Genomic DNA, 26492 nt, shown 5'->3' on the forward strand with positions numbered 1-26492 from the left:
GTATGAAACTCAAAGAACTATTGCATGCGGTTCCTGTAAAACAGTTGGAAGGTCAGCTTGAAGTTGACGTTCTTTCCGTTTGTTTCGATTCACGTAAGGTGGTCGAGGGCAGTATGTTTGTTGCGGTGCGTGGAGTGCATACGGATGGGCATCTGTATGTGGACAAGGCGATCGGGCTGGGCGCAAAGGTTCTTTTGGTGGATACACTGCCGGAAAATGTAAGCAAAGAGGTGACTTATGTGCTGGTAGATGATACGGCTTATGTGCTGGGATTGGTCGCAACAAATTTCTATGGCGATCCTTCCAAAGAGTTGAAGCTGGTCGGGGTGACAGGCACAAATGGTAAGACCACGGTGGCAACCCTATTGTTCAACTTATTTGCAAAATTGGGCTATCACGTAGGTCTGCTTTCTACGGTTGAAAATAAAATTGGTGACCGGGTGATTCCGGCTACCCATACAACGCCAGATCCTATTGCGCTTAACGCATTGTTGTGCGAGATGGTGGATGAAGGCTGTGATTATTGTTTTATGGAGGTCAGCTCGCATGCGGTCGTGCAGCAGCGTATTGCCGGACTGCGTTTCGCAGGTGGGATCTTCACGAACATTACCCATGACCACTTGGACTTCCACGGCAGCTTTGACCATTATATCAAGGCGAAGAAGAAGTTCTTTGATGATTTGGACCGCTTTGCTTTTGCCTTGACCAATGTGGATGACCGCAATGGTTCGGTGATGTTGCAGAATACCTTTGGCTATAAAAAGACCTATGGCCTTAAAAATATGGCCGACTTCAAGGCGCGCATTGTGGAAAGCCACTTTGACGGAATGTTGTTGCAGATTGATGGGCATGAGTTGTGGGTGAAATTGGTAGGTGGTTTTAATGCCTACAATTTGCTTGCGGTGTATGGCACGGCAATTTTATTGGAACAGGAAACCATGAAAGTGCTTACGGCAATGAGTGAGATCAGCGGTGCAGAAGGGCGTTTTGAAACGATCCGTTCCAAGAATGGGGTTGTCGGTATCGTTGATTATGCACATACACCGGATGCAGTGGCGAATGTATTGGATACTATCCGAAACTTGCGCCAACCGACACAGCAGATCATTACCGTATTGGGCTGTGGAGGCGACAGGGACAAAACCAAACGGCCAGAGATGGCTGCTACAGCGGTGAAATTGAGCGATAAGGTTATCATCACTTCGGACAATCCGCGTACGGAGGATCCTATGCAGATTATCAAAGATATGGAGGCCGGGGTTGATGCAAAGGACAGAAAACATGTATTTACCATAGCTGACCGCAAGGAGGCTATTCGGGCAGCTTGTCATCTGGCGCAGGAAGGGGATATTATCCTGATTGCGGGCAAGGGACACGAAAAATATCAGGAAGTAAACGGTGTGCGTCAGCATTTTGACGATAAAGAGATTTTAGAACAAACATTTAACGAACAATAAAAGAAACGATGCTGTATTATTTATTCACTTGGTTGCAAGAGCAGTTTCACATTCCAGGAGCAGGATTATTCCAATATATATCCTTCCGTACGGCTATGGCTGTTATTGTTTCGTTGATTATTACCACGGTCTATGGTAGCCGATTGATTCGCGCCCTGCACAATAAACAGGTTGGGGAGACAATTCGTGACTTGGGCTTGGAAGGCGAGAAGCAAAAAGCGGGTACGCCAACCATGGGTGGTTTGATTATCATTGCCGGTATTTTGATTCCGACCTTGCTCTTTGCCAAGCTGGACAATATCTATGTCATCATCATGATTGTGACGACGGTATGGATGGGGGCTATCGGTTTCGTGGATGACTATATTAAAGTGTTCCGTAAGAACAAAGAGGGTTTGGCTGGCCGTTTCAAGATTATCGGTCAGGTTGGCTTGGGAACCTTGATTGCCATTACCATGTATTTCCATCCGGAAATTGTCGTGCGTCAGCAGGTCAGTAACCCGACTTCCATGAAGGCGGTGGAAATCATGACGGACACCCAAACAGGACAGCACTATTATGCAGAGAATGTGAAATCGACCAAGACGAACATTCCTTTTTATAAAAACAATGAATTTGACTACGCGAAAGTACTAAGCTCTTTCGGACTGAATGGAAACTTGGTTACGTTCTTGGTGTTTTTGGTGGTGGTGGTGTTCATTGTCACGGCCGTATCCAATGGTGCTAATATTACCGATGGTATCGATGGGCTCGCCACGGGAACCTCGGCTATTATCGGGATTACCTTGGCGATACTGGCGTATGTATCGGGTAACGTTATCTTCTCCGATTATCTGAACATCATGTACATCCCGAACTCGGGTGAGCTGGTGATTTTTGCGGGGGCATTTGTAGGGGCCTGTACAGGATTCTTGTGGTATAATGCCTTCCCTGCACAGGTGTTTATGGGCGATACGGGTAGTTTGGCGATCGGTGGTATTATTGCTGCTTTTGCGATTCTTATCCGCAAAGAATTATTGATTCCTGTATTGTGTGGTATTTTCTTGTTGGAGAACGTATCGGTCATCTTGCAGGTGTCGTATTTTAAATACACGAAAAAGAAATACGGTGAGGGGCGAAGGATATTTTTGATGTCGCCGTTGCATCACCATTATCAGAAGAAGGGGTACCATGAATCAAAGATCGTTATGCGTTTTTTCATTGTATCCATCATCTTGGCAATTTTAACAATAGTAACCTTAAAAGTAAGATAGTATTATGCCCAACATCGCTCATACATATTATCCGCAGCAAGGCTCTTTGGTTGTCTTAGGGGCAGGAGAGAGTGGTGTTGGCGCTGCTATCTTGGGTAAGGACAAGGGGTTTGATGTATTTGTTTCTGATAAAGGAGCAATTGCGGAGAACTATAAAAACACTTTATTAAGTGAGGGGATTGCTTTTGAAGAGTTGAACCACTCGGAAGAGCGTATCCTAAAGGCGGACTTGGTGGTGAAAAGCCCGGGGATTCCGGAGAAAGCGCCCTTAGTGAAAGCCTTGCGTGCAGCAGGGGTGCCGATGATTTCGGAGATTGAGTTTGCGGCGCAATATACCGATGCCAGATTGTTGTGCATCACGGGATCAAACGGGAAGTCCACCACGACGATGCTGACATATTACATGTTGCAAAAGGGTGGTGTGGATGTAGGATTGGCTGGCAATATCGGAAAGAGCTTTGCCTGGCAGGTGGCTCGCGAAAAGCATGCCGTCTATGTCTTGGAGATCTCCAGCTTCATGTTGGACGATATGTACCACTTCCGTGCGGATGTGGCGGTATTGTTGAACATCACGCCGGATCACCTGGATCGTTACGATTACAAAATGGAGAACTATGTGGCCTCCAAATTTAGAATGATAAGAAACCAGACAGCAGCGGATTATTTCATCTACTGCCTGGATGACAGTGAGATTGTCAAGGGACTGGAAAAATATAGCACCAAGGCTGTGCATCTGCCTTTTACACAGGAGCAGATTGTTAACGTTGGAGCTTATTTAGACGAACAGAAAGATATACAGATAAACGTACCAAATAAAGAAACATTCGCCATGAATATTGAAGAGTTATCATTACAGGGAAAGCACAATGTCTATAACAATATGGCATCGGGTTTAGTTGCCAAAGCGCAGGAATTGCGCAATCAGACGATGAAGGAGAGTATGGGCTCTTATGTGAATATTGAACATCGTTTGGAACATGTGGCCTGTATTGGTGGCGTGAACTATATCAATGATTCTAAAGCGACGAATGTCAATTCGGTATGGTACGCATTGGAAAGTTTTTCGCCGGACATCATCCTGATTATGGGCGGGGTGGATAAAGGCAATGATTACGAAATGCTGCGCGACCTGGTGAAAAGCAAGGTAAAGGCTATCGTGTGTATCGGTGAAGATACAGTACGCATCCATGAATCTTTTGAAGAAGATACGGATGTGATCGTTAACAGTTCGTCTATGCAGGATGCTGTAGAAATGGCTTCCCACTTAGCGCAGAAAGGGGATACGGTGTTGTTGTCTCCGGCATGTGCTAGTTTCGATTGGTTTAAGAATTACGAAGAGCGTGGCGATAAATTTAAAGAAGCGGTAATGGAATTGTAGTAGTGCGATAAGCGTATTGCGATGTGCGATATGCGAGTTGCGATAAAAGAGATGTTTAAATGGATAAGTAAAAAGGATTTTAGATAAAATTAGATGTTAGGCAGGTTATCTCAATACGCAATACTAAAATCTCAATACTAAAAAAATAAGAACAAATGAGTAAGGTATAGCGAGGTTATCTCAATAAGCAATACTCAAATCTCAATACTAAAAAAATGGTTGAACAAATTTTTAACAAACTAAAAGGCGATAAGTGGATCTGGATTATAGTTATCATCCTTTCTGGTTGGTCGTTGTTGGCTGTTTACAGTTCGGTGGGTACGTTGGCCTATAAAGAGGGTAAGGGTACAGAATTGTATTTGTTCAAACACTTCTCCATTGTTGCCGTGGGATTGGTGCTGATGTATCTATCGCATAAGCTGGACTACCGCTATTATGCCGGTATCTCCAAATTGCTGATGATTATCACAATTCCGTTGTTGCTGTACACCTTGATTTTTGGTAGTTCGGTCAATGATGCCTCCCGTTGGGTGACTATTCCGGTTATCAACCAAACGTTTCAGACTTCGGATTTGGCAAAATTAGCTTTGATTACCTTCTTGGCAAGAATGCTGTCGCGTAAGCAAGAAGAAATTAAAGACGTGAAGAAGTCCTTTGCGCCGATTATGGGAGCGGTCTGTATCGTGTTTGTGCTTATTGCTTGGGCGAACCTTTCGACAGCGGTAATGCTATTCGGAACAAGTGTATTGTTGTTACTTATTGGGCGTATTTCTTTTAAGCAGATAGCACTGGTGTCTTTCGGAGTTGGTCTATTGGGCTTGATTGTAATCTCCGTTGGCCCTCGTCGTGCGACTTACTTTAGCCGTGTGAAAGGATTTTTCGCTACGGAAGAGGTGCATAAATCGAATGTGCCTTTTCAGGAGGATAAAAACTATCAGGCCAATCTGGCAAAGATGACCATTGCATCCGGCGAACTATTTGGTAAAGGAGCAGGAAATAGTGTTGGCAGGAATCTGTTGCCTCACCCGTATTCCGATTTCATCTTTGCAATCATTATTGAGGAGTACGGAACGATTGGCGGTGCAATCTTATTGTTCCTGTACATCGCGTTGATGTACCGCTGTATACGTATCGTAACATTGAGTCCACGTGCATTTGGGGCCTTCCTGGCTGCGGGATTGGGCTTCAGTCTGACGATACAAGCATTGGCCAATATGGCAGTAGCGGTAGGTTTAGGGCCGGTAACCGGGGTGCCATTGCCATTGGTGAGTATGGGAGGAACATCGATTTTGTTTACAAGCGTTGCATTGGGCATTATTCTCAGTGTGAGTAGAAATATTGAAGAACTTAAAGGCAAAGAAGAACTAAATGAGGTTCAATTGCCGAAGAAAGTAGTTGTGGGGACGATATAGGAGAGCAAAGAGCAAAGAAGAAAGAGCAAAGAGTAAAGAAGAAAGAGTAAAGAGTAAAGAAGAAAGAGTAAAGTTTAAGGAGGTTATCTCAATACGCAATACTCAAATCTCAATACTAAAAAAATAGGAACAAAAGAGTAAAGTTTAAAGAGGTTATCTCAATACGCAATACTCAAATCTCAATACTAAAAAAATAAGAACAAAAGAGTAAAGTTTAAAGAGGTTATCTCAATACGCAATACTCAAATCTCAATACTAAGAAATGGCGCATAAAATAATCATAAGCGGAGGGGGTACAGGAGGACATATCTTTCCTGCCATTGCGATTGCTAATGCATTGCGTCGCTTGGATCCTCAGATTGAAATTCTATTCGTTGGGGCAAACGGGCGGATGGAGATGGAGCGTGTGCCCGCCGCAGGGTATGATATTGTTGGGTTGGATATTCAGGGGATTTCCCGCGGTTCTATATTGAAAAATCTGCAATTGCCATTTAAGTTGCTGAAAAGCCTTAGAGAGTCAAAGCGTATTATTAAAGAGTTCAAAGCAGATGTGGCTGTTGGTGTGGGTGGTTATGCCTCGGGGCCGCTTTTGTGGGCTGCCGGACGAATGGGCGTGCCTACACTGATACAGGAGCAAAACTCATACGCTGGTGTGACGAATAAAATATTAGGAAAGAAAGCACGGAAAATCTGTGTGGCATACGAAGGTATGGAGAATTTCTTTTCTGCTGAACAGATTTTGCTGACCGGCAATCCGGTACGCAGAGCATCTGTAGAGATTGAAGGAAAACGCAAAGAAGCGTTGGATTTCTTCGGATTGGAAGAAGGTAAGAAAACCATTTTCGTTACCAGCGGAAGTCTGGGCGCAAAAACGGTGAACGCATTTATGTTGGAAGCCATGGACGAAATCCGGGAACGCAACGATTTACAGGTTATCTGGCAGACCGGGCCAACTTACTACAACAACATGAAGGAGGTGCTGGTCATGGATAAATTGATTCCTGCGCATGTCAAGGTTATGCCTTTTGTGGATCGTATGGATTATGCGTATGCAGCGGCTGATCTGATTATTTCCCGCGCAGGTGCAGGGACGATCTCCGAGTTGTGCATTGTCGGTAAACCGGTGATATTGGTGCCTTCGCCAAATGTGGCTGAGGATCACCAGACCAAAAATGCAGAGGCATTGGTATCCAAAGGGGCAGCTGTGTTGGTAAAAGACGATGTGGCGAGGGATACATTGTATGAAGAAGCGATGAAATTGTTTGCCGATGAAGCAAAATTAGCTTCCTTAAGTGCAGCGATAAAGAAAATGGCCTTGCTGGATGCAGATGAGGTCATAGCAAAAGAGGTGTTAAAATTAATTAAGTAGATAGGATGAATCTTGAACGTATAAAGCGGGTTTACCTTTTGGGTATCGGTGGTATAGGGATGAGTGGCCTGGCGCGTTACTTCCATCATTTGGGATGTGAAGTGCAGGGATATGACCGTACCGAAACTGAGCTGACGCAAGCTTTGGTTGCTGAAGGTATTGCGGTGTCGTATCAAGATGAACCTGAAAATCTTCCGATAGATTACCGAACGCCATCGGAAGAAACGCTATTGATTTTCACGCCTGCGGTTCCTAAAGATTTGAAATTGAAAAATTTCTTTCAGGGGCAGGGATGCAGATTGTATAAGCGTTCGGAGGTGTTGGGTATTATCAGTGGTAGTCGGTATACGATTGCTGTAGCGGGCACGCATGGCAAGACGACAACCTCGAGCATGATAGCCCATCTGTTGAAAGCGACAGGATATGATTGCTCAGCCTTCCTGGGTGGTATAAGCGCCAACTACAACAGCAATGTGCTGTATGGTGATAATAATGTGGTGGTGGTTGAGGCCGATGAATATGATCGTTCGTTCTTGACCTTACATCCCAATATTGCGATAGTGACTTCGACAGATGCAGACCATTTGGATATCTACGGTGATGAAAGTCATCTGATTGAATCTTTTGAGCTGTTTTTAGATCGCGTGATAGAAGGTGGAAAAGCCATTGTGAAGAAAGGTTTGCCTTTTTCGGGTGAGATAACTTATGCGAAAGAAGAGGAATGTGATGCCTATGCGCAGCATATTCGTGTAGAAGATGGTGAATTCTATTTTGACTATGTGTCGGGTGAATTGCTGATTTCGGATATACACCTGGGGATTCCGGGTACGCACAATGTGGAGAATGCAGTAGCAGCGATCACTGTAGCGCTGCTATTGGGAATTGAAGTAGAGAAAATCAAAGAAGCGTTGTCTTCTTTCTGTGGGGTAAAACGGCGGTTTGAGTATATCGTGCGTCAGGCTAATCACGTTTATATCGACGATTATGCCCATCACCCAGAGGAATTGCGCGCTTTCTTGTCATCGATGCGGAAGCTATATCCGGAAAAGAAATTGACGGTAGTATTTCAACCGCACTTGTTCAGCCGTACACGTGATTTTGTGGATGGTTTTGCTGAGGTGCTGGCTATGGCAGATGAGCTGCTTTTGATGGAAATCTATCCGGCTAGGGAATTGCCGATTGAGGGCGTAAATTCTACATGGCTATTGGAGAAAATAGCGTTGGAAAATAAACGGGTTGTGGCTCCAAACGAGGTGTTGGAGCTGGTGGAAGCCGAGAGACCGGAGTTGATCGTGACTGTTGGTGCAGGTGATATTGACAGATTGGTGAAACCGTTAAAAGAAATATTGTCAAATGCTTAAAAAGGTGCAAAACATACCGTGGAGAATAGTGGGTTATGTATGCTTGGCTTTCATAGCCTTGGTGGGGATAGGTATGTTGATGGGATTGGTGAAGAAAAAGGATGTCAACCAGCCTTGCACGGCGATGAAAGTAGTGGTGGAAGGCAAAGAGACATTCATCGACCAAAAGGATATTTCAGAATTGGTGAAAAACAAGTTTGGTGCGGTAGTGGGCAAGCCGATGATCGATATTCCGGTACAGCAGATGGAAGAATCCTTGACAGAATTGCCTTATGTATCTTCGGCAGAAGTGCATACAGACATGGATGGTGTGCTGCATATTGCGGTACAGCAACGCGAGGTGATTTTGCGGGTGATTAATAGAGATGGACAGGAATATTATATCGATACAAAAGGGGCAAAAGTGCCTGTCACGCTAAAATACGTGCCACATGTATTGGTGGCGAATGGAAATATCGCAGAAGGTTATAAGCAGGCTCTGGATACAATACATACGCAGGTGGTAAAAGACCTGGTGAAGATTGTGGACCATGTCCGAGGTGATGCGTTATGGGAGAATCAAATTGTGCAGCTTTATGTGAATGATAACCGTGATATCGAAATCATCCCACGCTTAGGTACGCAGCAATTGATCTTAGGGGATGCGAACAACCTCGATGGTAAGTTGAAACGTTTGACGATATTTTATAAAAATATCCTACCAAAAGTAGGGGAAGGGGCTTACGAGAAGGTCAATGTGAAATATGACGACCAGATTATCTGCGAACGCAAAAAAGGATGGTTTTTGGACAGCTTGCAGATGACAATGAAAATGAATTAAAGTAATACAGGAAATATACAGCAACAAATACACAGCATATGAAACCAAGATTAGCAGAAAACGAAAAAGAGAATCCAATCATCGTAGGATTGGATATCGGTACGACCAAGATTTGCGTAACGGTAGGACGCCGTAGTGGTACTAACAAGATTGAGCTTTTGGGTGTAGGTAAAGCCGAATCGTCTGGGGTGAACCGTGGGGTGGTAGCTAATATCCAGAAGACGGTAAGCAGCATCCGGGAGGCGGTCTCTATTGCGGAATCGCAGTCCAATGTAGATATCAAAGTTGTAAACGTAGGTATTGCTGGCCAGCATATCAAAAGTATACAACACCGTGGTATCTTGACTAAGCGGGATTACGATGAGGTAGGCCGATTGGATGTCGAGCAATTGATTTCCGACATGTATAAGCTGGTGCTCCCTCCGGGAGAAGAGATTATCCATGTCTTGCCGCAAGAGTTCACCATCGATAACGAGCCGGGAATCAAAGAGCCTATTGGTATGGCTGGTCGTCGTGTTGAAGCTAACTTCCATATTATTTCTGGTCGTGTGACCGATATCCGTAATATTAAGCGTTGTGTAGATAATGCGGATTTGGAAGTGTCTTCTTTGGTTTTGGAACCTCTTGCTTCATCCGAGGCTGTGTTGGATGAAGAGGAGAAAACTGCTGGTGTTGTTTTGGTTGATATCGGTGGCGGTACAACGGATGTGGCTATCTTCCATGAGGGAATTATCCGCCATACTGCTGTTATTCCATTGGGTGGGAATATCGTGACGGAAGATATCAAGCAAGGTTGCTCTGTATTGCGTAATCAGGCTGAACAGTTGAAAGTGCGCTATGGCTCTGCTTTGGCAGATGAGAATAAAGATAATGAGGTTATCTGTGTGCCAGGGATCCGTGGCCGTGAGGCGAAAGAGATTTCGGTGAAAAATCTGGCTTATATTATTCAGGCACGGATGGAGGAAATCATCGAGCACGTATACTACGAGATTAAATCTTCAGGTTATGAGGATAAGCTGATCGCTGGTATTGTGATTACAGGTGGTGGTGCTCAATTGAAACATCTGGTACAATTGGTGGAGTATATCACGGGCATTGGTTGCCGCATTGGTTATCCGAACGAATATTTGGCTAAAACCGAAATGTTGAACCGCCAGGCATTGGAAGAACTGAAAAGCCCGATGTATGCGACTTCGATCGGTTTGTTGATTAAAGGTGTGCAGACCCTTGAAGAGGAAGAAGCAACGCAGCAGGAGGTGGTTTTGAAGAAAACGCCTGCAAAAGATAAAGATAAGGTTGCGGAGATCGCAAAAGGAAAAGATAAAAAGGAAAGCTGGTTTACAAAAATCCTGTCGGATTTCATCAAGGATGATGCGGGAATTGATGACGATACGTTTATCGGTAAGAAGTAAGTTTTCCACAAGGGGTAATTTTTCCACATTCTAACAATTGTGGAAAACTCTTGTTAAGATTTTGGTATAATTACATTTGTATTGCTGAGCCTAAGTTGGTTTTGTAAGTGGTTTAGCAAGAGTTAAATAGGGTATTTTTATGTCGATACAATTTGAAATGTTAAAGGAAAACTCATCAATAATTAAGGTTATTGGTGTGGGAGGTGGTGGCGGCAATGCCGTAAACCACATGTACAAGCAAGGAATCAGCGGGGTCGATTTTATCGTTTGCAATACAGATGCGCAAGCTTTGGAGCTGAGTCCAATCCCGAACAAGGTACAGTTGGGCGCGAGCTTAACCGAGGGTATGGGAGCTGGAGCAGATCCTGATGTTGGTGAGAACTCGGCTATCGAGAGCATCGAGGACATCAAGCGTATGCTGGGGACGAATACCAAAATGCTTTTTATCACTGCTGGTATGGGTGGTGGTACAGGTACGGGGGCAAGCCCTGTATTGGCCAAAGCAGCAAAAGAATTGGGTATCCTGACTGTGGCTATTGTGACTACTCCTTTTACGTTTGAAGGTAAACGACGTCGTTCACAGGCGGAAGAAGGTATGGCCGAACTACGTAAATATGTAGACTCATACTTGGTCATTTCCAACGATCGCCTACGGGAGATTTTTGGTAACTTGACGATGCAGGCCGCTTTTGCGAAAGCAGATGATATTTTGACAACTGCAGCCAAAGGTATTGCCGAGATTATCACCATTCCGGGTTATGTGAACGTGGATTTTAAAGATGTGCGTACGGTGATGAACGATAGTGGTGTGGCTATCATGGGTAATGGTGTTTCTACAGGTGAGAACCGCGCGATAGAAGCCGTTACTGGTGCATTGGCTTCACCGTTGTTGAAAGATAACGAAATTGAGGGTGCACGCTATATCCTATTAAACATCACTTCGGGTAAAAACGAAGTAACAATGGATGAAGTAGCTATTGTTACGGATTATATTCAGGAAAAAGCAGGCTTATCTGCGGATCTTATCTGGGGTAACTGTATTGATGAAAATCTGGATGACGAGTTGTCTGTAACGATCATCGCTACAGGATTCCAAACGGCTGAAGAGCGTGTTAAAGAGAAAGAAAAAGAGAAAATTGCTTTGCCTTTGACACCTGAGCCTACAGCAACACAATTTGTTAAACCGGTTGCGCAAAATCAGTTTGTGGCTAAACAAGAGCCTGCTGCACAGCCTTTCATCAAACCGGTTGAAAACACAGTAAACAATATTGTACCTCCGACGCAACCTGTGGATTTGTTCACGACACCAAAGCCCATTCATGCGGCAGTGGTGAAAAATGAGGAACCACAAATCATCCGCCACACGCTGAATGTGGAAGAGCAGGAAGAAGAGCAACAGCCGGAGCCTGATAATTCTGGCTTTGAATTGAAGACTTCGCCTTCGATGTTTGAATTCAAACTGCCATCGATGTTTGACGCTTACGGAGCTAAAGAAGAAACGAAAGAGGAGGAGTATCCATCTTTTGAAGATAAACAAGAAGAGGAAGTTGTTGCGTATGTTGCGCCAGAGCAACCGAAAGAGATTGATTTCGAAGATCAGCTGATGAAGACCAAGGAGCGTATCTTGCGTCTGAAAGAGTTGAGTATGAAATTGAAATCGTCTAACGGATTGCAGGAATTGGAGAATGAGCCGGCATATAAAAGAAGACAGAAGTCGTTAGAAGATGTGCCGCACTCTTCGCAATCGCAGATTTCCAGATTCACTTTGTCCTTTGATGAAGGAGAAACTGAAATCCGCCCGAACAACTCGTTCTTGCACGATAACGTAGATTAATCTTATCCTATTTAAATAAAAGGAGCTGTTCATTATTGGACAGCTCTTTTTTTGTCCTATCCTTGGCTCTAATAAAACCCTCCATTTTACCTCAACACAGATTCCATTGAAAATAATTTATGATGTGTTTACCTTGGGAAGTCCGGGGATATCCACTATTTTTATAGTTGTTTTTTTATATATTTACATGTGAAACTAATCCTAATAAAAAAATATGTCAGCTAAATTGAATAACCCGATTTGGGTCATGAGTTCGGCCTACGATAAATTATCTTTGGACGAATTGATTGATACAGCGAAAGAAGTTGGTGCCCAAGGTATCGATTTGTGTGTGTTTAGAAAAGACGGAACACGCGAGGATCATACGGCAACTCATTTAGAATACGAAAACTTTACGGCAGAGGACGGTAAACGACTAATTGAGAAGTTTAACCAAGCGGAGCTGCGCTTATCCTTAGGTGCTTTCGAGAATATGATCGGTGGTGATCCAGAGCAACGTGTTAAAAACCAAAACCACTTGTTGCGTTTGATCCGTATTGCGTATTTGCTAGGGGGCGATGCTAACGATGTTAAAGTAGGTACTTTTGTGGGCTATAACCATGAACTAGGCAATGAGATTGATGGCTTCCAGAAAAACTTAGATGAATATAAGCGTGTTTTTGAGCCTATTGTTAAGTATGCGGAAAGCTTAGGGGTGACTATCGTATACGAGAACTGTCCGATGGAAGGCTGGCGTTCATCCCGCTATTCTTCTACTTATAATAATTTACCTGCGGTATTGGCTGCACGTAAACTGATGTATGCCATGATTCCGAGCAAGGCACATGGAGAGATATATGACCCGTCGCATGATATTTGGCAAAATACCAATCCAGTTGATGTTATGGAGCAGATGGATATTAGCCGGTTAAAGCGTATCCATGTGAAGACCACACGCAACTTGAAAAATGAGGCACGTGTAGCATGGGGCGGTATGTACCCGATGCAGCATGTGGATGTTGCACTGGCAGAAAAAGCAGGAGTAGACATTCCGAAACATGACTGGGATCGTCATCACTATGAAGCGATGTTGCCTGGCTTTGGCGGAACGGATAATATGGATTGGAACGATTTTGTCTCGGTGTTGCACAGACGCGGTTTCGATGGCGCTTTTGAAATAGAAAACGAAGCGAAGAACTCGAAAGATACGGGTATTTTGGCAGCGACCAATCAAGGCTTTAAAAACTGCATCAACTTCTTAGCACCTTTGCTGTGGGATTTGGATGCAAGCGAAGGATATGTGTATAAGTCCTATAAGGCCTTAACTATTCCTGATGTGCAGGATATTCCGGAAGTAACGGTAGGGGAGTTATAAGCCTTAAGTTAAGCCATGGCTCAAAATAAAATTATCATTTTGAATGAGCGGTAAAGAAGAGAGCCTGAATCTAATCTGCAGATTAGATTCAGGCTCTTTTTCTTTCCTATAGTATTCGAGAAAATATCTCGAAAATGTTGTGTCGATTTGACTTATTGTTCTTCTGCGTGTAATTTGAATAGCTCAATCAGTTCAGGAACGTTGTGTACATTGAGCTTTTCGAAGATACGGCTCTTATAGGTGCTGACAGTTGAAGAACTTAAGTTTAGTAGACTGGACATCTCCATGATACCAAGTCCCTTGATAAGGTGCTTAGCGACATCCATTTCCCGATTGGATAATTTGTTAAGCTGGTTGCTGCCATCTACCGATGATTTTGTTGTGGTGAGCTTCTGTATATAAAGGTCTTTTACCGCTTCTGACATATATTTACCACGTAGCATTATGCTGCTAATGGCATTGTTCAGCTCAGACATGGCAGTGTTTTTATTTAGGTAGCCGCTGGCTCCGGCAGTAATATAACGAAGAGCGTATATATTTTCTTCATACGAGGAGAATACCAATATTTTGGCGTCTTCTTGGATTTGAAGAATTTCCTTGATGACCTGTATATTATTACCGCCTGGCATGTTGATATCCAGCAATAAGAGGTCAAACCTTTCTTGTTTTAAATGCTGATAAACTTCGTCATAGCTCTGAGCTTGTAGAATCTGCACATCAGGAAAATTCTCTTTAATGACTATGGACGCTCCCAATATCACGATGCTATGGTCGTCAGCTATTAATATCTTTTTCATGTAATTGCGATTAACTCGTTCAGTTTCTGGTGTTTGAAAATTAATTTAATGGTGATGTAGCTTACCTATTAGAGGCAAATATACATAAATTGATAAGAAAATCTAAGCCTATGGCAGATATTACGGTTTTTTTATGGATAGATGTTAAAAAAAAGTTTTAATCTTTTTGAATATTGCGCTTTTAATTATCATTTTTGTTAGGAATTATATAATTTTAAGGTATGGGGTTTTTAAAAGAATTTAAGGAATTTGCGATGCGCGGCAGCGTTATCGATTTGGCTGTCGGTGTGGTTATCGGCGGTGCATTTGGTAAGATAGTGACTTCCTTGGTGGATGATGTCATTATGCCACCTATTGGATTCATCACCGGAGGAGTAGATTTCTCCAATTTGCAATATGTCTTGACCGAAGCTAATGAAGCAGAAGGTGTTGCAGAAGTAGCGATTAAATATGGTAACTTCATCAATGTGATCATCCAGTTTTTGATTATTGCTTTTTGTATCTTTTTGGTAATTAAAGGGATAAACTCGTTGAAGAGAAAAGAAGAGGTTGCGCCTGAGCCGGAAGCTCCTGCAGAACCATCGAAAGAAGAAGTGCTTCTTGCTGAAATACGTGATATCTTAAGAAGTAAATAATCGAGTGGTTATCTTTTTTTAAGATTATTTTGCTTCTTTTCTAAAATAACTGTACTTTTGCGTTCCCTTGTAGGGAAACATATAGATTAAGAAAAATTAAAATAAGCATATTAGCGTCATGAAAAGAACATTTCAGCCTTCGCAAAGAAAAAGAAGAAATAAGCACGGATTCAGAGAGCGTATGAGTTCTGCAAATGGTAGAAGAGTATTGGCTTCTCGTAGAGCTAAAGGAAGAAAACGCCTTACAGTATCTGACGAATACCGTCATAAAGGATAATAATCTTCGCCGGTGACTAACTATCCGAGCTCACGAGCCGGCACGCAGTCATCCATGAACCATAGATTTTCAAAAGAAGAACGGTTATGTAGCAAAAGACTTATTGATAGTCTTTTCCATAATGGTTCTTCTTTTATTATGTACCCCTATAGGGTGGTGTTCTTGGTTATTGATGAACGTCCTCATAAGGCGGAAGCACCTGCACAGGTAATTATATCTGTGCCTAAGCGCCGCTACAAGCATGCGGTAGATCGCAATCTGTTGAAGCGCAGGATGCGGGAGTGCTATAGACTTCAGAAATCAAAGTTATATCCTTTTCTACAGGAACATTCTTTACATTTGCTTATTGCCTTTCAGTACGTAGGGAAAGAAAAATTACTTTCTTCCTACCTGTATGAACGTATGGACGGTGTATTGACAAAGATAATTGATGAGCTTGCTAAAAAATATGTGGAACAAACTGATTAAGCAGCCGTTGCAATGGCTTTTTGTGCTTATCATTCGCATGTATCAGCTTTTCATATCTCCATTATTGGGAGCTAATTGTCGTTATACACCAACCTGCTCGCAATATGGGAAAGAGGCTATCTTGAAATATGGTCCGTTTAAAGGCGGAGCAATGGCTATTAAGCGAATATTGCGTTGCCATCCTTGGGGTGGTCATGGGCATGATCCTGTCCCTTGATTATTTATGGAAAATAGTTATATACTACATATCGAAACGGCAACGCCTGTTTGTTCGGTTGCCTTGAGCTTGAATGGAGAAATCATTGCGTTGAAAGAGGCCAATGAGCAAAACTTGCATGCAACCCATCTGACCCAATTTATAGCGAAGGTAATGGAGCTAGCTGGGGTAGAGTTATCGGCGCTTAATGCGGTGGCAGTGAGCCAGGGTCCGGGTTCCTATACAGGGCTTCGTATTGGAGTGTCTACGGCTAAGGGGTTATGCTATGCCTTGGATGTTCCGTTGATTGCAGTGCCTACATTGGATGCTATGGTACAAGGTTTCTTAGGTAAGAATCAAGGGGAAGCGTATAACGTATTATTTCCGATGATAGATGCACGCCGCATGGAAGTGTATACGGCTTCTTATGATATACAAGGAAAGCCTTTAAGCAGTACCGTGGCCAAGATTGTGGATGAAACCTCGTTTGAGCAGTGGAGTGGACAGCAGGTAGTATTGTTCGGAAGTGGTGCGGATAAGTTCAGCGAACTATTTCAGCAGACACCTTATGTCACAGTACATCCGGCGTTTGTTGCTTCAGCAGCCTTTTTAAGCAGCATAGCTTTTCAGAAATTCCAGGCTAAGGATTTTGAGGACGTTATTTACTTTGAACCTTTCTACCTCAAGGACTTCATACCAACGACGCCGAAGAAAAGAGTTTAAAGCCACTTTTTCCGTTTGAACCAAAAGTAGATCAATAGCGCTAAGAGCATCATGAAAATCATGATCGCTGGATAGCCGTAATACCATTCTAATTCGGGCATATTTTTGAAATTCATCCCATATACCCCGACAATAAACGTCAAAGGCATAAAGAACACGGATATGATGGTGAGTGTGCGCATAATATCATTCGTGTGGTTGGACTCGATGTTGAAATATACACTGAGCAATTGTGCGGTGTTCTCCGCAATGTTACGGTATAAGGTGGCTGAGCGGGCATAGATGTCTTTCAGGTCCTGCGTATATATATTCTGGAATGCGGGTAGATGGAAATAGTCAACAATATCCCGGTATAGGGTCAATATGATGCGGATAACATCGATTTGCCGTTTTATATAATACAATTGACGCAGGAAGCCTTTCTTGCGTTTGTTGAGAAATACCATTTCCTCGTAGTTGTCCAATTGCGGGTTTAGCTTATGGATAACAAAATTTTCAAATGTCTTTAGTGCTTCTGATGTGATATGATTGATGAATGTTCGACTGGATTGTAGCTTTGTTGTGGGGTAACGGTCTATCAGGCGTTCTAAATAATCTACTTTTTCGCGATGAACGGTGATGACAAAACTTTCGCTGAAAAACACGGATACACGTTCTGTTATCTCCGTCAGCGAATCAGAGAAATTGTCAAAATCCGTCGGAATGGAACGCAGGATAAGAAAGTGGTAGTTGTCGAACTCTTCAATTTTTGGCAGTTGTCCGGTTTGAAGACAGTCTTTGATAGAAGCTTCATTCAGATTGAAGAGCGGTTTTAATTGTACGAAGTCTTCTTCTGTTGGATTCGTGATGTCATACCACTCAAAAGTACTGTTCGTTTTGTCCAAGATGTGCCTTACCATAGCCTGTCGTATTTATGTTTTAAGTAAATGTAAAAGCCCGCATCTGCGGGCTTTTACATTTACTTAAAAAAAGTCTTATTTTTTCTCTTTCGCTTTTTTGTCTTTATATTCTTTGTTCAACGATTCGATCACTTCGTTTGTAATTTCCAGTTTGGAGTCAGCGTATAATACTGTTGGGTTAGATTTTGAATAGGTTAACACTAAGGTGTATCCCTTTTCTTCCGCATGTTTCTTTAAGTATTCTGTGATGCTATTGTACACATTGTTGAACTCGGTAGCTTCGTCCTGTGCTAGTGAAGCGGAAGCATTTTGATCTAAACGTCCCAATTCATCTTGCTTGCGAGCCAATTTTTCTTCCGTTGCCTGACGCTCAGATGCACTCATAGACGGGGCTTTTTGCTGATATTCTGCTACCTCGCGTTGGAAAGCCTGACCTTTAGACTGCAAATCGTTCTGTGCTTTCTTTACTTTAGCTTCTAAGTTAGCTCTGATGTCTTTGAAATATTCATATTTTTCAGAAAGGGAATCTGAATTGATGTACACAATCTTTTCCTCCTTAGCAGACGGAGATGTCGAAGTGTTAGATGAATCATTGGTTTTGTTTGCTGCTGTATTGGCATTTTGATTACATGATGCAATGCTTGCCACTACGATCAACCCGAAGGCTGCTTGTGATAAAGTTTTAAATAATTTATTCATTCTTTCTATTAATTTTCCAATTTTTGAATTTCAAGCAACAAACCTACTATAAAAAAATTAAATTTCCTTAGCTTCCTCCGTAATCTTGATAAAAATCTATTTTATCTTGCTTTGGTTCAAGGCAAAATATAGCATTCTTGGTTTGATTTTTATGGATAAAATTCGTATTTTTGACTGTTAAACATTCTCATTTTAATTTAGTTTCATGAGCGAAGAAAAGAAGAACAATTCCACGTATTCAGCCGATAATATTCAGGTTTTAGAAGGGTTAGAGGCGGTACGTAAGAGACCTTCCATGTATATTGGGGATACGGGTGTCAAAGGTTTGCACCACTTGGTATATGAGGTGGTTGACAACTCGATAGATGAGGCGGTCGCAGGCTATTGTACGGATATCCAAGTGACTATTCATGAAGATAATTCTATATCTGTAAAGGATAATGGGCGTGGTATCCCAACAGGAATAAACAAGAAAGAAAATAAATCGGCTCTGGAGTTGGTTATGACCGTTCTACATGCCGGAGGTAAATTTGATAAAGATACGTACAAGGTTTCCGGCGGTCTGCACGGGGTAGGGGTATCCTGTGTGAATGCACTCTCTACGCTCCTTTCGGCAGTTGTGCATCGTGAAGGCAAGATATTCCAACAGGAATATGAGAAAGGTAAACCATTGTATGAGGTAAAAGAAATCGGTGTCAGTGATGTTACCGGGACGATTGTAACTTTCCATCCGGATCCCGAAATCTTTACCATGACAACGGTTTATAACTACGACACCTTGGCAAACCGCTTGCGTGAGCTTGCGTTTTTGAACAAAGGTGTACGTCTGGTATTGACCGATGAACGTGAGAAAGACGATAATGGTAACCTTAAAACTGACGAATTCTACTCAGAAGACGGTCTGCAAGGATTTGTAAAGTTCTTGGATGGCACGCGTCAATCGCTTATTCCTACACCGATCTATGTAGAAGGGGTAAAGCAGGGCGTTCCTGTAGAATTGGCTTTGCAGTATAACGATACGTATGCGGAGAATGTGCACTCCTACGTCAATAATATCAATACCATTGAAGGTGGTACCCACGTGGCGGGATTTCGTCGCGGATTGACTCGGACGTTGAAAGCGTATGCGGACAAGTCTGGTTTATTGAAAAATCTGAAAGTAGATATTACGGGTGACGACTTCCGTGAGGGCTTGACTGCGGTAATTTCTGTGAAAGTTGCTGAACCACAGTTTGAGGGTCAGACCAAGACCAAATTGGGTAACAATGAGGTAATGGGAGCTGTCGATGTTGCGGTAGGAGAGATCTTAGGCGTCTATCTGGAAGAGAATCCGCGCGAGGCCAAAGCTATCGTGCAGAAAGTGATTATCGCTGCGCAAGCGCGTGCAGCAGCGCGAAAAGCACGTGAGCTGGTACAGCGTAAAACCGTGATGGGCGGCTCTGGACTTCCGGGTAAATTAGCAGATTGTTCGGATAATGATCCAAAAACATGTGAGATTTTCTTTGTCGAGGGAGATTCTGCGGGTGGTACAGCCAAGCAAGGTCGTGACCGTCGCTTCCAAGCAATTATGCCGTTAAGAGGTAAGATCCTTAACGTGGAGAAAGCCATGGAGCACAAGATATACGAAAACGAAGAGATCAAGAATATGTTCACGGCTCTTGGTGTGAGCGTGGGTACGGCAGAGGATTCTAAAGCACTTAACTTAGACAAACTGCGTTACCACAAAATCATCATCATGACGGATGCCGATGTGGATGGTTCGCACATTGCTACCTTAATTTTGACCTTCTATTTCCGCTATATGAAAGAGTTGATCGAAAGAGGGTATGTGTATATCGCCACTCCACCTCTTTATATGGTGAAAAAGGGTAAAGAATTTGAATATGCTTGGAATGAAGACCAGCGTATAGCTGCCATTCAGCGTCTGAAAGGGGCTGGTAGAGAGGATTCAGTACACGTACAGCGCTATAAAGGTTTGGGTGAGATGAACGCGGAACAATTGTGGCATACGACAATGGATCCTGATCAACGTACCTTACGCCAGGTAACCATCGAAAATGCTGCGGAATGTGACCGTATTTTCTCGATGTTGATGGGTGATGAGGTTGCTCCTCGTCGTGAATTCATCGAGCGTAATGCAAAATATGCGAAGATTGACGTGTAAATGTTATTCTCAATATTATATAAAAAGCTCCCAATCAATTTGATTGGGAGCTTTTTTATTATAGTAAGATATTATTCCTCAATTTTTATACTGATGTTTCCAGAACGGGCATTGACTGTAGGGTTGTACATACCTATTATCTGGGCGATTCCGCTACTGAATGAACCACTATTATTCGTTTTTACTTCATACTCATACAGATGACGACCTGGGGGTAGGAAATCGAAGAAATAATTAGTGGATGCATCATTTATAGTAAAATAATACCCTTTCCAAAACTGATAACCTGATGACTGATAAACTGGTTCGAAACCTGCGGCTCTGTCGTCTCGTAGATGAACATAGTGCAGAGGTTCATTGTTAACCACCATTAATTGTACCTTTATCTTATCGCCTGTCTTGAACGATGTGCTTTCAATCCATTCCGCTCCTTTCTGAACGAATACCTTTTTAGAGATAGAAAGCTCTTTTTGCGTTGATCGGACATCTTTCAGTGACACAAAGTATTGATGATAAATACCACCATATATTTTTCGGTTATTATTGTTTATGATATTGATCGCTTTATCTGTCCTCAGTTCTGCTGAGGTTAATACTTTACTGACTTGTCCCAAGACCTTATCATCGGTTATTACAGGTTTATTATCTATGGCTATGCTGACGTTATTATCCAATGTGAAGTCCAGAGGATTATTCGTTAGCAACAGCGCATAAATGGCATCGACTGTGTTCCAGGTGGTTTTCCAGTGTTCGTTTTGTTTGCTATAGTAGACCCATTGGGCAATGTAATCCAGTTTGGTTGAATCAAGTTGTTTGTAGGCTTCGATCATATAGCTCTGCATGCTCATACTATTATAATATCGTGCATTGCTTTCCCAATACATTCCCCGCTCTTGATCGTATATGGCTTCTTGCAAAATTCTGTTTTTAACTTCTACGCTCGCAATGCAATAGTCATATTGCATGTTGACCAACCAAGCTTTGGCAGCGAATCCTGCCGGTTGATCTGCTGTATAGGACGAAGTTAGATCGATATGCTTGCGTAGGTGCTCGATTTTTTCAGTAGATAAAGGCTGTTCGTTCCACAAGGAGCGTGCATAAAGATAGTCCAATGCTATCTGCGTAGAGGCATGTGTTCCATATACTGTGGTATCTTGATCTAAGAAATGGATTAATTGTCTCCCTATATTGCGGATGTCGTCTGTTATTAACGCTTCATCGAGTTTACCTACTTTCCCAAATATTTCCAGAAGACGTATGGATATATTTGTGTCTGATTTCCCGCCTGAGAACCAACTGAAAGCACCATTCTCCAATTGTGCTTTTTGAAGTTTCTGTTCTAATGTGTATATCTCCGAACGGAAATTGGTTTTAAATAACCGAGCTAAAGATTTTACCTTGTCTTTATCGTTTTGAATTTGCTTCACCCATGGCATTTCTGCTATAACCAATTCACTAAGCGTGCTGTTTTCCTCCAGTTTGGTCGTTGCTTTGTCCGGATTGATTCGGTCAAAATAATTGTGTATTGAAGGATAATGTGATTGTATGTATTGGAGCATTTTTAACGCATACCATTTGCTTGCAATCTGTTCGTTGCACTCATAAGGATAATTTTTCAGGTAATCCAATGCGGAGATAATTTCCAGTATTGGATTGCTCTGTATCTGAATTTTGGCTTGCAGATTGTCTTTTGCGGCAGCAGGAATAGTAAATGTATCTGATTGATCAGATTCTAATACGATTTTCCTACTGTCGGTAATCAGAATACGGTTAGGCAATATAGCCAGTTCATGTACTTCGCCGTCGGAGAACTCTTCGGTCGCCCCAACCACTTTAATCTGTACAATAGGGTAGTCTTTGGGTATTTGCAATTTCCATGATACCATGGTGTTCCCCTTGGCCTCGACGGAGAAATCACGTAATTCCGTGTCGTTAAAAAATGCAGCAGAAATTACTTCGTTATTTTCTGGATTTATAATTTCAAGCTTGGCTGTTCCTGTTTGGATAACCGTGCTAAGGTTTTGGATTTGTGACTTAATGACAATTTCATCCCCTTCCCGTAAAAACCGAGGTAGGTTTGGTCGAACCATCAGCTGTTTTTGTGTTTGAGTAAAGAAAGAAGAGGTCCCTGCTTTCAGATCTTCTGTATGGGCGAACAGCATCAATTTCCATCGCGTTAAGGCTTCTGGACTTTCGAATGTAAAGCGGATATTTCCTTCCGCATCTGTGTGGAGATCGGGCAAAAAGAAAGCTGTTTCCTGCAAATTGCTACGTGTTTGAGCCTGTGCAAGTTGGTTCACTTTGTGTCCCTCTTTCGTAATAATGAGGATAGCACCATTCGCGGCATCTGCTCCATATATCGCCACAGCTTCTTCGCTTTGTAGAACAGAGATGGTATGAATGTCATCTGAGCTTAATGTGTTTTGCTTAAAATCAACGATGATGTTTCCATCAATGATGTAAAGAGGCTGTTGCTCACTATTTGTTGAAACAGCTCCTCGGACTGCGACACCCGATGTATTGCTTTCTAACCGATCTGTAAAATCGCCATCGTATCCCACAACGACAACTTCATCTAAAGTCCCTTCTCCACCAATAAACATGAGGTTAGTTTCTCCTAATCCATAATTTCTGAAGGTGGGAGGACTTGGAGGACGCATGGAAATCTGTCTGTCCCAATTGTTGGAGAATAGGTTATGAGCTGGTATATAATGATTGTAGTTGTACATTGACCATCCGCTTCGTATTTGATGCCAATATGAGTTGCGTGACAAAGGAAAAACACTTGGAAAAGTATGTTCTCTGAATTGATCCAGCGCTGTATCGTACATAGAGGCTAATACCTCGATATTATCGGTTTTGTTCTCTTTGTTTTTGATGGTAAAGCTCCATGTTTCTTTTTGACCGGGGGTGATTTTATCCCGAAATGTATTTGTTTGGATAGCAAGGGATTTATCGGTTCGTATTATCGGGATATTTTTGCGTCTGGTTACCATCTTATTCTCTTGCATCATCATGATTTCGAACCAGGTGTTGTGCTGGAAATCTTCTTCTGATATGGATTGGGTATATGAGGTGTGTCCACCTTTAAAAGGAAGAAATACAACTGGACTTTTGGTGTCCCCTTTTACTTTCCAAAGATATATGCCTCCCGCTTGCTCAAAGTCGGTTTTGAAGTCCATTGTAACTTTATCTCCGATCGCATAGGTGGATCTGTCCAACTGGACCGTCAGAAACTCTTTGTCCGTTGTTTTCTGGCTGTTTTCTATAAATAGCTGTATTGTCCGACTTGCTTTGATGGTGTCGCTTCCTTGGATACTATGGGCTTCTATGAGATATGAACCATAAGTATAGTGTTTGCTGTCAATACGAACGGTGTCTATACCTGTACTTTCAAAAGCGAAGGTGCCGACCAAGGTTTTCGGTCTTTCCGTCATGATGTCCTGCTTGTCAAAGTCGTGGGGGAAATAAGTCTGATAATCGGCAGTATCCAAGATATGGTATTCGCTTTTGAAGTCGAAAGCTTTGCGGTCGCTTTGAATGATGGTGGGACTATCGTATTTGTAAACGTGGAGGATGCCTTTGGCTGATAAAGGAAATCCATTTGGATTGGTAGTTTTGACGATTATATTTTCCCATTTTTCTGCGGCGATTGGACTTGGTGTAATAATCGCTATGTCCAAAGGTTGGTCTGCGTAGTTATAGCTCCCGTATCCTTGTTGAATTTCTCCAGTTTCATTGATTGCTTCTGCGTAAAATTGTAGGGAGATCTCCTTTTGGCTATGAAAGATTGGATCCGTCAGTGGAATGTTGAACGTGAATTTGCCGTTAAGATCGGTGGTTGTTATGCTGTCTACATAGTCGATTTGTTTATAGTGTTCCTCATCATAAAATGAAACTTTGTACTTCACAGAGGTATGGGATAGACTGGCTCCTGATAAGGTCTCTACAGTTCCAGTAAATCTGGCCGTGTCTTGCTTGGTGTAGGTATTCTTATTCTCGTTAAAGCTCACCTTAAAGGTTGGGCGTTTGTATTCTTCGACAGAATAATATTTTTCAGCCAATAGACGATTGTTTTGGTGGATCTCTAGATGAAATGAACCGTTTAGTGTCTTTTGAGGGATTTGAAAACGCCCATCAACTGATCCAAAAGCATTGGTTACGAGGTTCAGTGTGTCTATGGGTTGATCGTTAGCATCTTTATGTACTATTTTTACAGATTGGTTTGGTATTACCTTGCCTTTTAATGCATCATCAATATAAAGGATAGCTTTAAAGAAGACTTCTTGTCCGGGACGATAAATAGCTCTATCGATAAGAAGCAATGCATCATTCTGCGGTGTTTTAGTCTCTTGTTCGCGTATGTGATTGGGTATATTGTTTAGATAATCCAATGGAATAAATTGGTCTTCGGAAGGGATAAACAGCAGCTGGTCTTCCAGCTCATATCGGTTTTTATGATAATCTGCTAGGTAATTGAATACACCATTTTTGTCTGTTTTTAGCGTACTTATCTGTGTAGGTTTGTCTTTTTCAAAATAGTAAAGACTTATGTTTTCGTTGGCATAGGGCAGACCTGTTTTACGATTGACAAGTAGCGTAGTATAGAGATAATCGGTTGTGTGGTTCCCTTCTGCTTCAATGACTGGAGAAACAAAGATATTGCTTACTATAAAATCTATCTGCGATACATCGTATTCTTGTCCGTTATCAAGAAAATCAGGATTGTTGGCAATGAGCACTTTATAATTTCCGTAAGGCAAAGGGTTGATTTTATAATTGGTAATATGCGAATTATAGTCGTCAAAGGACTTTAGATATACTGTTTCTTCATAGGATAAAGGCGCATTTATGTTTACTCGATGGCTTAGACTGTCGTATTGGGTTTTATACTCTTTGTAGCTTTGGGGTGTATTCGTAATGTTGTAAACCCGAATAAATACTTTGTCTGTGTTTCGCGCGTGCAGTTTGACGGGCGTGTATTTGTTGGGCAAAGCAAAGTTCGATATTTCCATCGTAGCGGAGGCTTGGGTCAATTCATCGTACAACTTCTTCACATCGTCCGCCCACGGGGAGGTAGGGTAGTCTTGAAGTGCTTTGTTTAGGTATTGTATTGCTTTCCGGTTGTCGTCGTGTATTTTCCAGGCATTGGCCAAGAGCAAGAGTATGTGGGCATTGTAATCACTCTGATGGTCATTCAACAGCTTTTCGATCTGCGTTTCCTGTCTGTGGATTTCCCAAAGATTAGTATGGGTATAGGGATAGAATAGGAGATAGGCGTAGGCATTTGTATATCCCTGTGTCTTGTTTATTTGCTGCAGGGAATTGAATAGTAATGTCCCATTTTTGTTTATTTCTTTCGCAGACCCATAACTATTCAAAAAATCATTGTACGCATACACCAGTAGATGATATACAGTGGGAGCCAAACTTTGGTTTTGTTGGTGGCTTAATAAGGTATGCCATTTTTCGATCGGTTGCTTTAGCAATAAGTCTGGATCATTTAATGAACTGTTGAAAATTGAATCGACAAATGATTTTCGGCGGTTTTCTTCCCATGATAAGAAGTGACCTGTGTTCTCTACTCTGGTCTGGAATATGTTTCTGGACAGAAATTGAGCGTATAGGTTGTTTAAAATATTTTTTTCTATCTTATTTGCAATGGACAGTTGTTCTTCAAAATGTCTTTGAACCCGATAAAATGCCGAATCTGTAGTCATATTTACGGTTAAGGCATGGTGTTCTGCTAAGATGGCTCTAATCCATTCGGGGCTATTTCCAGTAGCTTTTGCATCCCTTTTTATTGCGGAGAGTATCGGTTGTGTCTGTGCATAGTTTTTTATCTGGATCAAACGCTCTACTTCTTTCCATTGTGCCTCAAAGGATTGAGCAAGACCCAATAGGGGGAGTATGCTGATAATTACCGATATAAAAAGAGATTTCATGCTGCCTGTAGGTTTAAAACTATCCTAATTTAAGCAATT

General features: G+C 42.2%; 20 protein-coding genes. 16 read left to right on the forward strand and 4 right to left on the reverse strand.

Annotated elements, in window-relative coordinates:
• Window positions 1-2: 2 nt before the first annotated feature.
• The 10 genes from BM375_RS09900 (at window position 3) to BM375_RS09945 (ending at window position 13650) form a co-directional block, all read left to right on the forward strand.
• The gene (locus BM375_RS09900; RefSeq protein WP_093365691.1) at window positions 3-1457 is read left to right on the forward strand and encodes a UDP-N-acetylmuramoyl-L-alanyl-D-glutamate--2,6-diaminopimelate ligase; all 1455 of its coding nucleotides are present in this window, start codon (window positions 3-5) and stop codon (window positions 1455-1457) included.
• 8 nt (window positions 1458-1465) lie between these two features.
• The gene (gene mraY / locus BM375_RS09905; protein ID WP_093365693.1) at window positions 1466-2710 is read left to right on the forward strand and encodes a phospho-N-acetylmuramoyl-pentapeptide-transferase; all 1245 of its coding nucleotides are present in this window, start codon (window positions 1466-1468) and stop codon (window positions 2708-2710) included.
• Window positions 2711-2714: 4 nt separating this feature from the next.
• A complete protein-coding gene (gene murD / locus BM375_RS09910) occupies window positions 2715-4088 on the forward strand; it encodes a UDP-N-acetylmuramoyl-L-alanine--D-glutamate ligase (RefSeq protein WP_093365694.1) in 1374 nt (457 codons plus the stop codon).
• A 215-nt stretch (window positions 4089-4303) separates the two neighbouring features.
• The gene (locus BM375_RS09915; protein ID WP_093365696.1) at window positions 4304-5500 is read left to right on the forward strand and encodes an FtsW/RodA/SpoVE family cell cycle protein; all 1197 of its coding nucleotides are present in this window, start codon (window positions 4304-4306) and stop codon (window positions 5498-5500) included.
• A 262-nt stretch (window positions 5501-5762) separates the two neighbouring features.
• The gene (murG, locus tag BM375_RS09920; protein WP_093365697.1) at window positions 5763-6869 is read left to right on the forward strand and encodes an undecaprenyldiphospho-muramoylpentapeptide beta-N-acetylglucosaminyltransferase; all 1107 of its coding nucleotides are present in this window, start codon (window positions 5763-5765) and stop codon (window positions 6867-6869) included.
• 5 nt (window positions 6870-6874) lie between these two features.
• The gene (gene murC, locus BM375_RS09925) at window positions 6875-8230 is read left to right on the forward strand and encodes a UDP-N-acetylmuramate--L-alanine ligase (RefSeq protein WP_093365699.1); all 1356 of its coding nucleotides are present in this window, start codon (window positions 6875-6877) and stop codon (window positions 8228-8230) included.
• A gap of 4 nt (window positions 8231-8234) precedes the next feature.
• Window positions 8235-9050, forward strand: a complete 816-nt coding sequence (locus BM375_RS09930) for a cell division protein FtsQ/DivIB (RefSeq protein WP_244525870.1) — start codon at window positions 8235-8237, stop codon at window positions 9048-9050.
• A gap of 38 nt (window positions 9051-9088) precedes the next feature.
• Window positions 9089-10462, forward strand: coding sequence for a cell division protein FtsA (gene ftsA, locus BM375_RS09935; protein WP_093365701.1), 1374 nt, complete (start codon window positions 9089-9091; stop codon window positions 10460-10462).
• Between the two features lie 139 nt (window positions 10463-10601).
• On the forward strand, window positions 10602-12296 hold the full coding sequence (gene ftsZ, locus BM375_RS09940) for a cell division protein FtsZ (RefSeq protein ID WP_093365702.1): 1695 nt from the start codon (window positions 10602-10604) through the stop codon (window positions 12294-12296).
• Between the two features lie 214 nt (window positions 12297-12510).
• Window positions 12511-13650, forward strand: coding sequence for a sugar phosphate isomerase/epimerase family protein (locus BM375_RS09945; protein ID WP_093365704.1), 1140 nt, complete (start codon window positions 12511-12513; stop codon window positions 13648-13650).
• 152 nt (window positions 13651-13802) lie between these two features.
• Here BM375_RS09945 and BM375_RS09950 read toward each other — a convergent pair whose 3' ends face one another.
• Window positions 13803-14447: a response regulator transcription factor gene (locus BM375_RS09950; protein WP_093365705.1), complete on the reverse strand. Its 645-nt coding sequence runs from the start codon at window positions 14445-14447 to the stop codon at window positions 13803-13805.
• Between the two features lie 221 nt (window positions 14448-14668).
• Between BM375_RS09950 and mscL the strand changes: the two genes are divergently transcribed.
• The 5 genes from mscL (at window position 14669) to tsaB (ending at window position 16746) form a co-directional block, all read left to right on the forward strand.
• Window positions 14669-15082 carry a large-conductance mechanosensitive channel protein MscL gene (gene mscL / locus BM375_RS09955; RefSeq protein WP_093365707.1) on the forward strand — a complete coding sequence of 138 codons (414 nt, stop codon included), beginning with the start codon at window positions 14669-14671 and terminating at the stop codon, window positions 15080-15082.
• 118 nt (window positions 15083-15200) lie between these two features.
• On the forward strand, window positions 15201-15359 hold the full coding sequence (gene rpmH / locus BM375_RS09960) for a 50S ribosomal protein L34 (RefSeq protein ID WP_075991291.1): 159 nt from the start codon (window positions 15201-15203) through the stop codon (window positions 15357-15359).
• Window positions 15360-15371: 12 nt separating this feature from the next.
• Window positions 15372-15827: a ribonuclease P protein component gene (locus BM375_RS09965; protein ID WP_244525871.1), complete on the forward strand. Its 456-nt coding sequence runs from the start codon at window positions 15372-15374 to the stop codon at window positions 15825-15827.
• Window positions 15808-16044, forward strand: a complete 237-nt coding sequence (gene yidD / locus BM375_RS09970) for a membrane protein insertion efficiency factor YidD (protein WP_244525872.1) — start codon at window positions 15808-15810, stop codon at window positions 16042-16044. The genes BM375_RS09965 and yidD overlap by 20 nt, the downstream gene beginning before the upstream one ends.
• 6 nt (window positions 16045-16050) lie before the next feature.
• Complete coding sequence (gene tsaB, locus BM375_RS09975; RefSeq protein WP_093365713.1) at window positions 16051-16746, forward strand: tRNA (adenosine(37)-N6)-threonylcarbamoyltransferase complex dimerization subunit type 1 TsaB; 696 nt, start codon at window positions 16051-16053, stop codon at window positions 16744-16746.
• On the opposite strand, the gene BM375_RS09980 is transcribed toward tsaB, so the two are convergent.
• Both BM375_RS09980 and BM375_RS09985 read right to left on the reverse strand, forming a co-directional pair.
• Window positions 16743-17645, reverse strand: a complete 903-nt coding sequence (locus BM375_RS09980) for a CorA family divalent cation transporter (RefSeq protein WP_093365715.1) — start codon at window positions 17643-17645, stop codon at window positions 16743-16745. The two genes, tsaB and BM375_RS09980, sit on opposite strands and share 4 nt — an antisense overlap.
• A 75-nt stretch (window positions 17646-17720) precedes the next feature.
• Window positions 17721-18344 carry an OmpH/Skp family outer membrane protein gene (locus BM375_RS09985; RefSeq protein WP_093365717.1) on the reverse strand — a complete coding sequence of 208 codons (624 nt, stop codon included), beginning with the start codon at window positions 18342-18344 and terminating at the stop codon, window positions 17721-17723.
• A gap of 205 nt (window positions 18345-18549) precedes the next feature.
• Here BM375_RS09985 and gyrB point away from each other — a divergent pair, with 205 nt between their 5' ends.
• Entirely contained in the window at window positions 18550-20508 is a 1959-nt protein-coding gene (gene gyrB, locus BM375_RS09990) for a DNA topoisomerase (ATP-hydrolyzing) subunit B (RefSeq protein WP_093365719.1), read from the forward strand.
• Between the two features lie 71 nt (window positions 20509-20579).
• Here the strand turns inward: gyrB and BM375_RS09995 are convergent, their stop codons facing one another.
• Window positions 20580-26453 carry an alpha-2-macroglobulin family protein gene (locus tag BM375_RS09995; protein WP_093365721.1) on the reverse strand — a complete coding sequence of 1958 codons (5874 nt, stop codon included), beginning with the start codon at window positions 26451-26453 and terminating at the stop codon, window positions 20580-20582.
• Window positions 26454-26492: the final 39 nt, after the last annotated feature.

The sequence above is a fragment of the Sphingobacterium wenxiniae genome (genome assembly GCF_900116225.1).
GTDB lineage: Bacteria > Bacteroidota > Bacteroidia > Sphingobacteriales > Sphingobacteriaceae > Sphingobacterium > Sphingobacterium wenxiniae.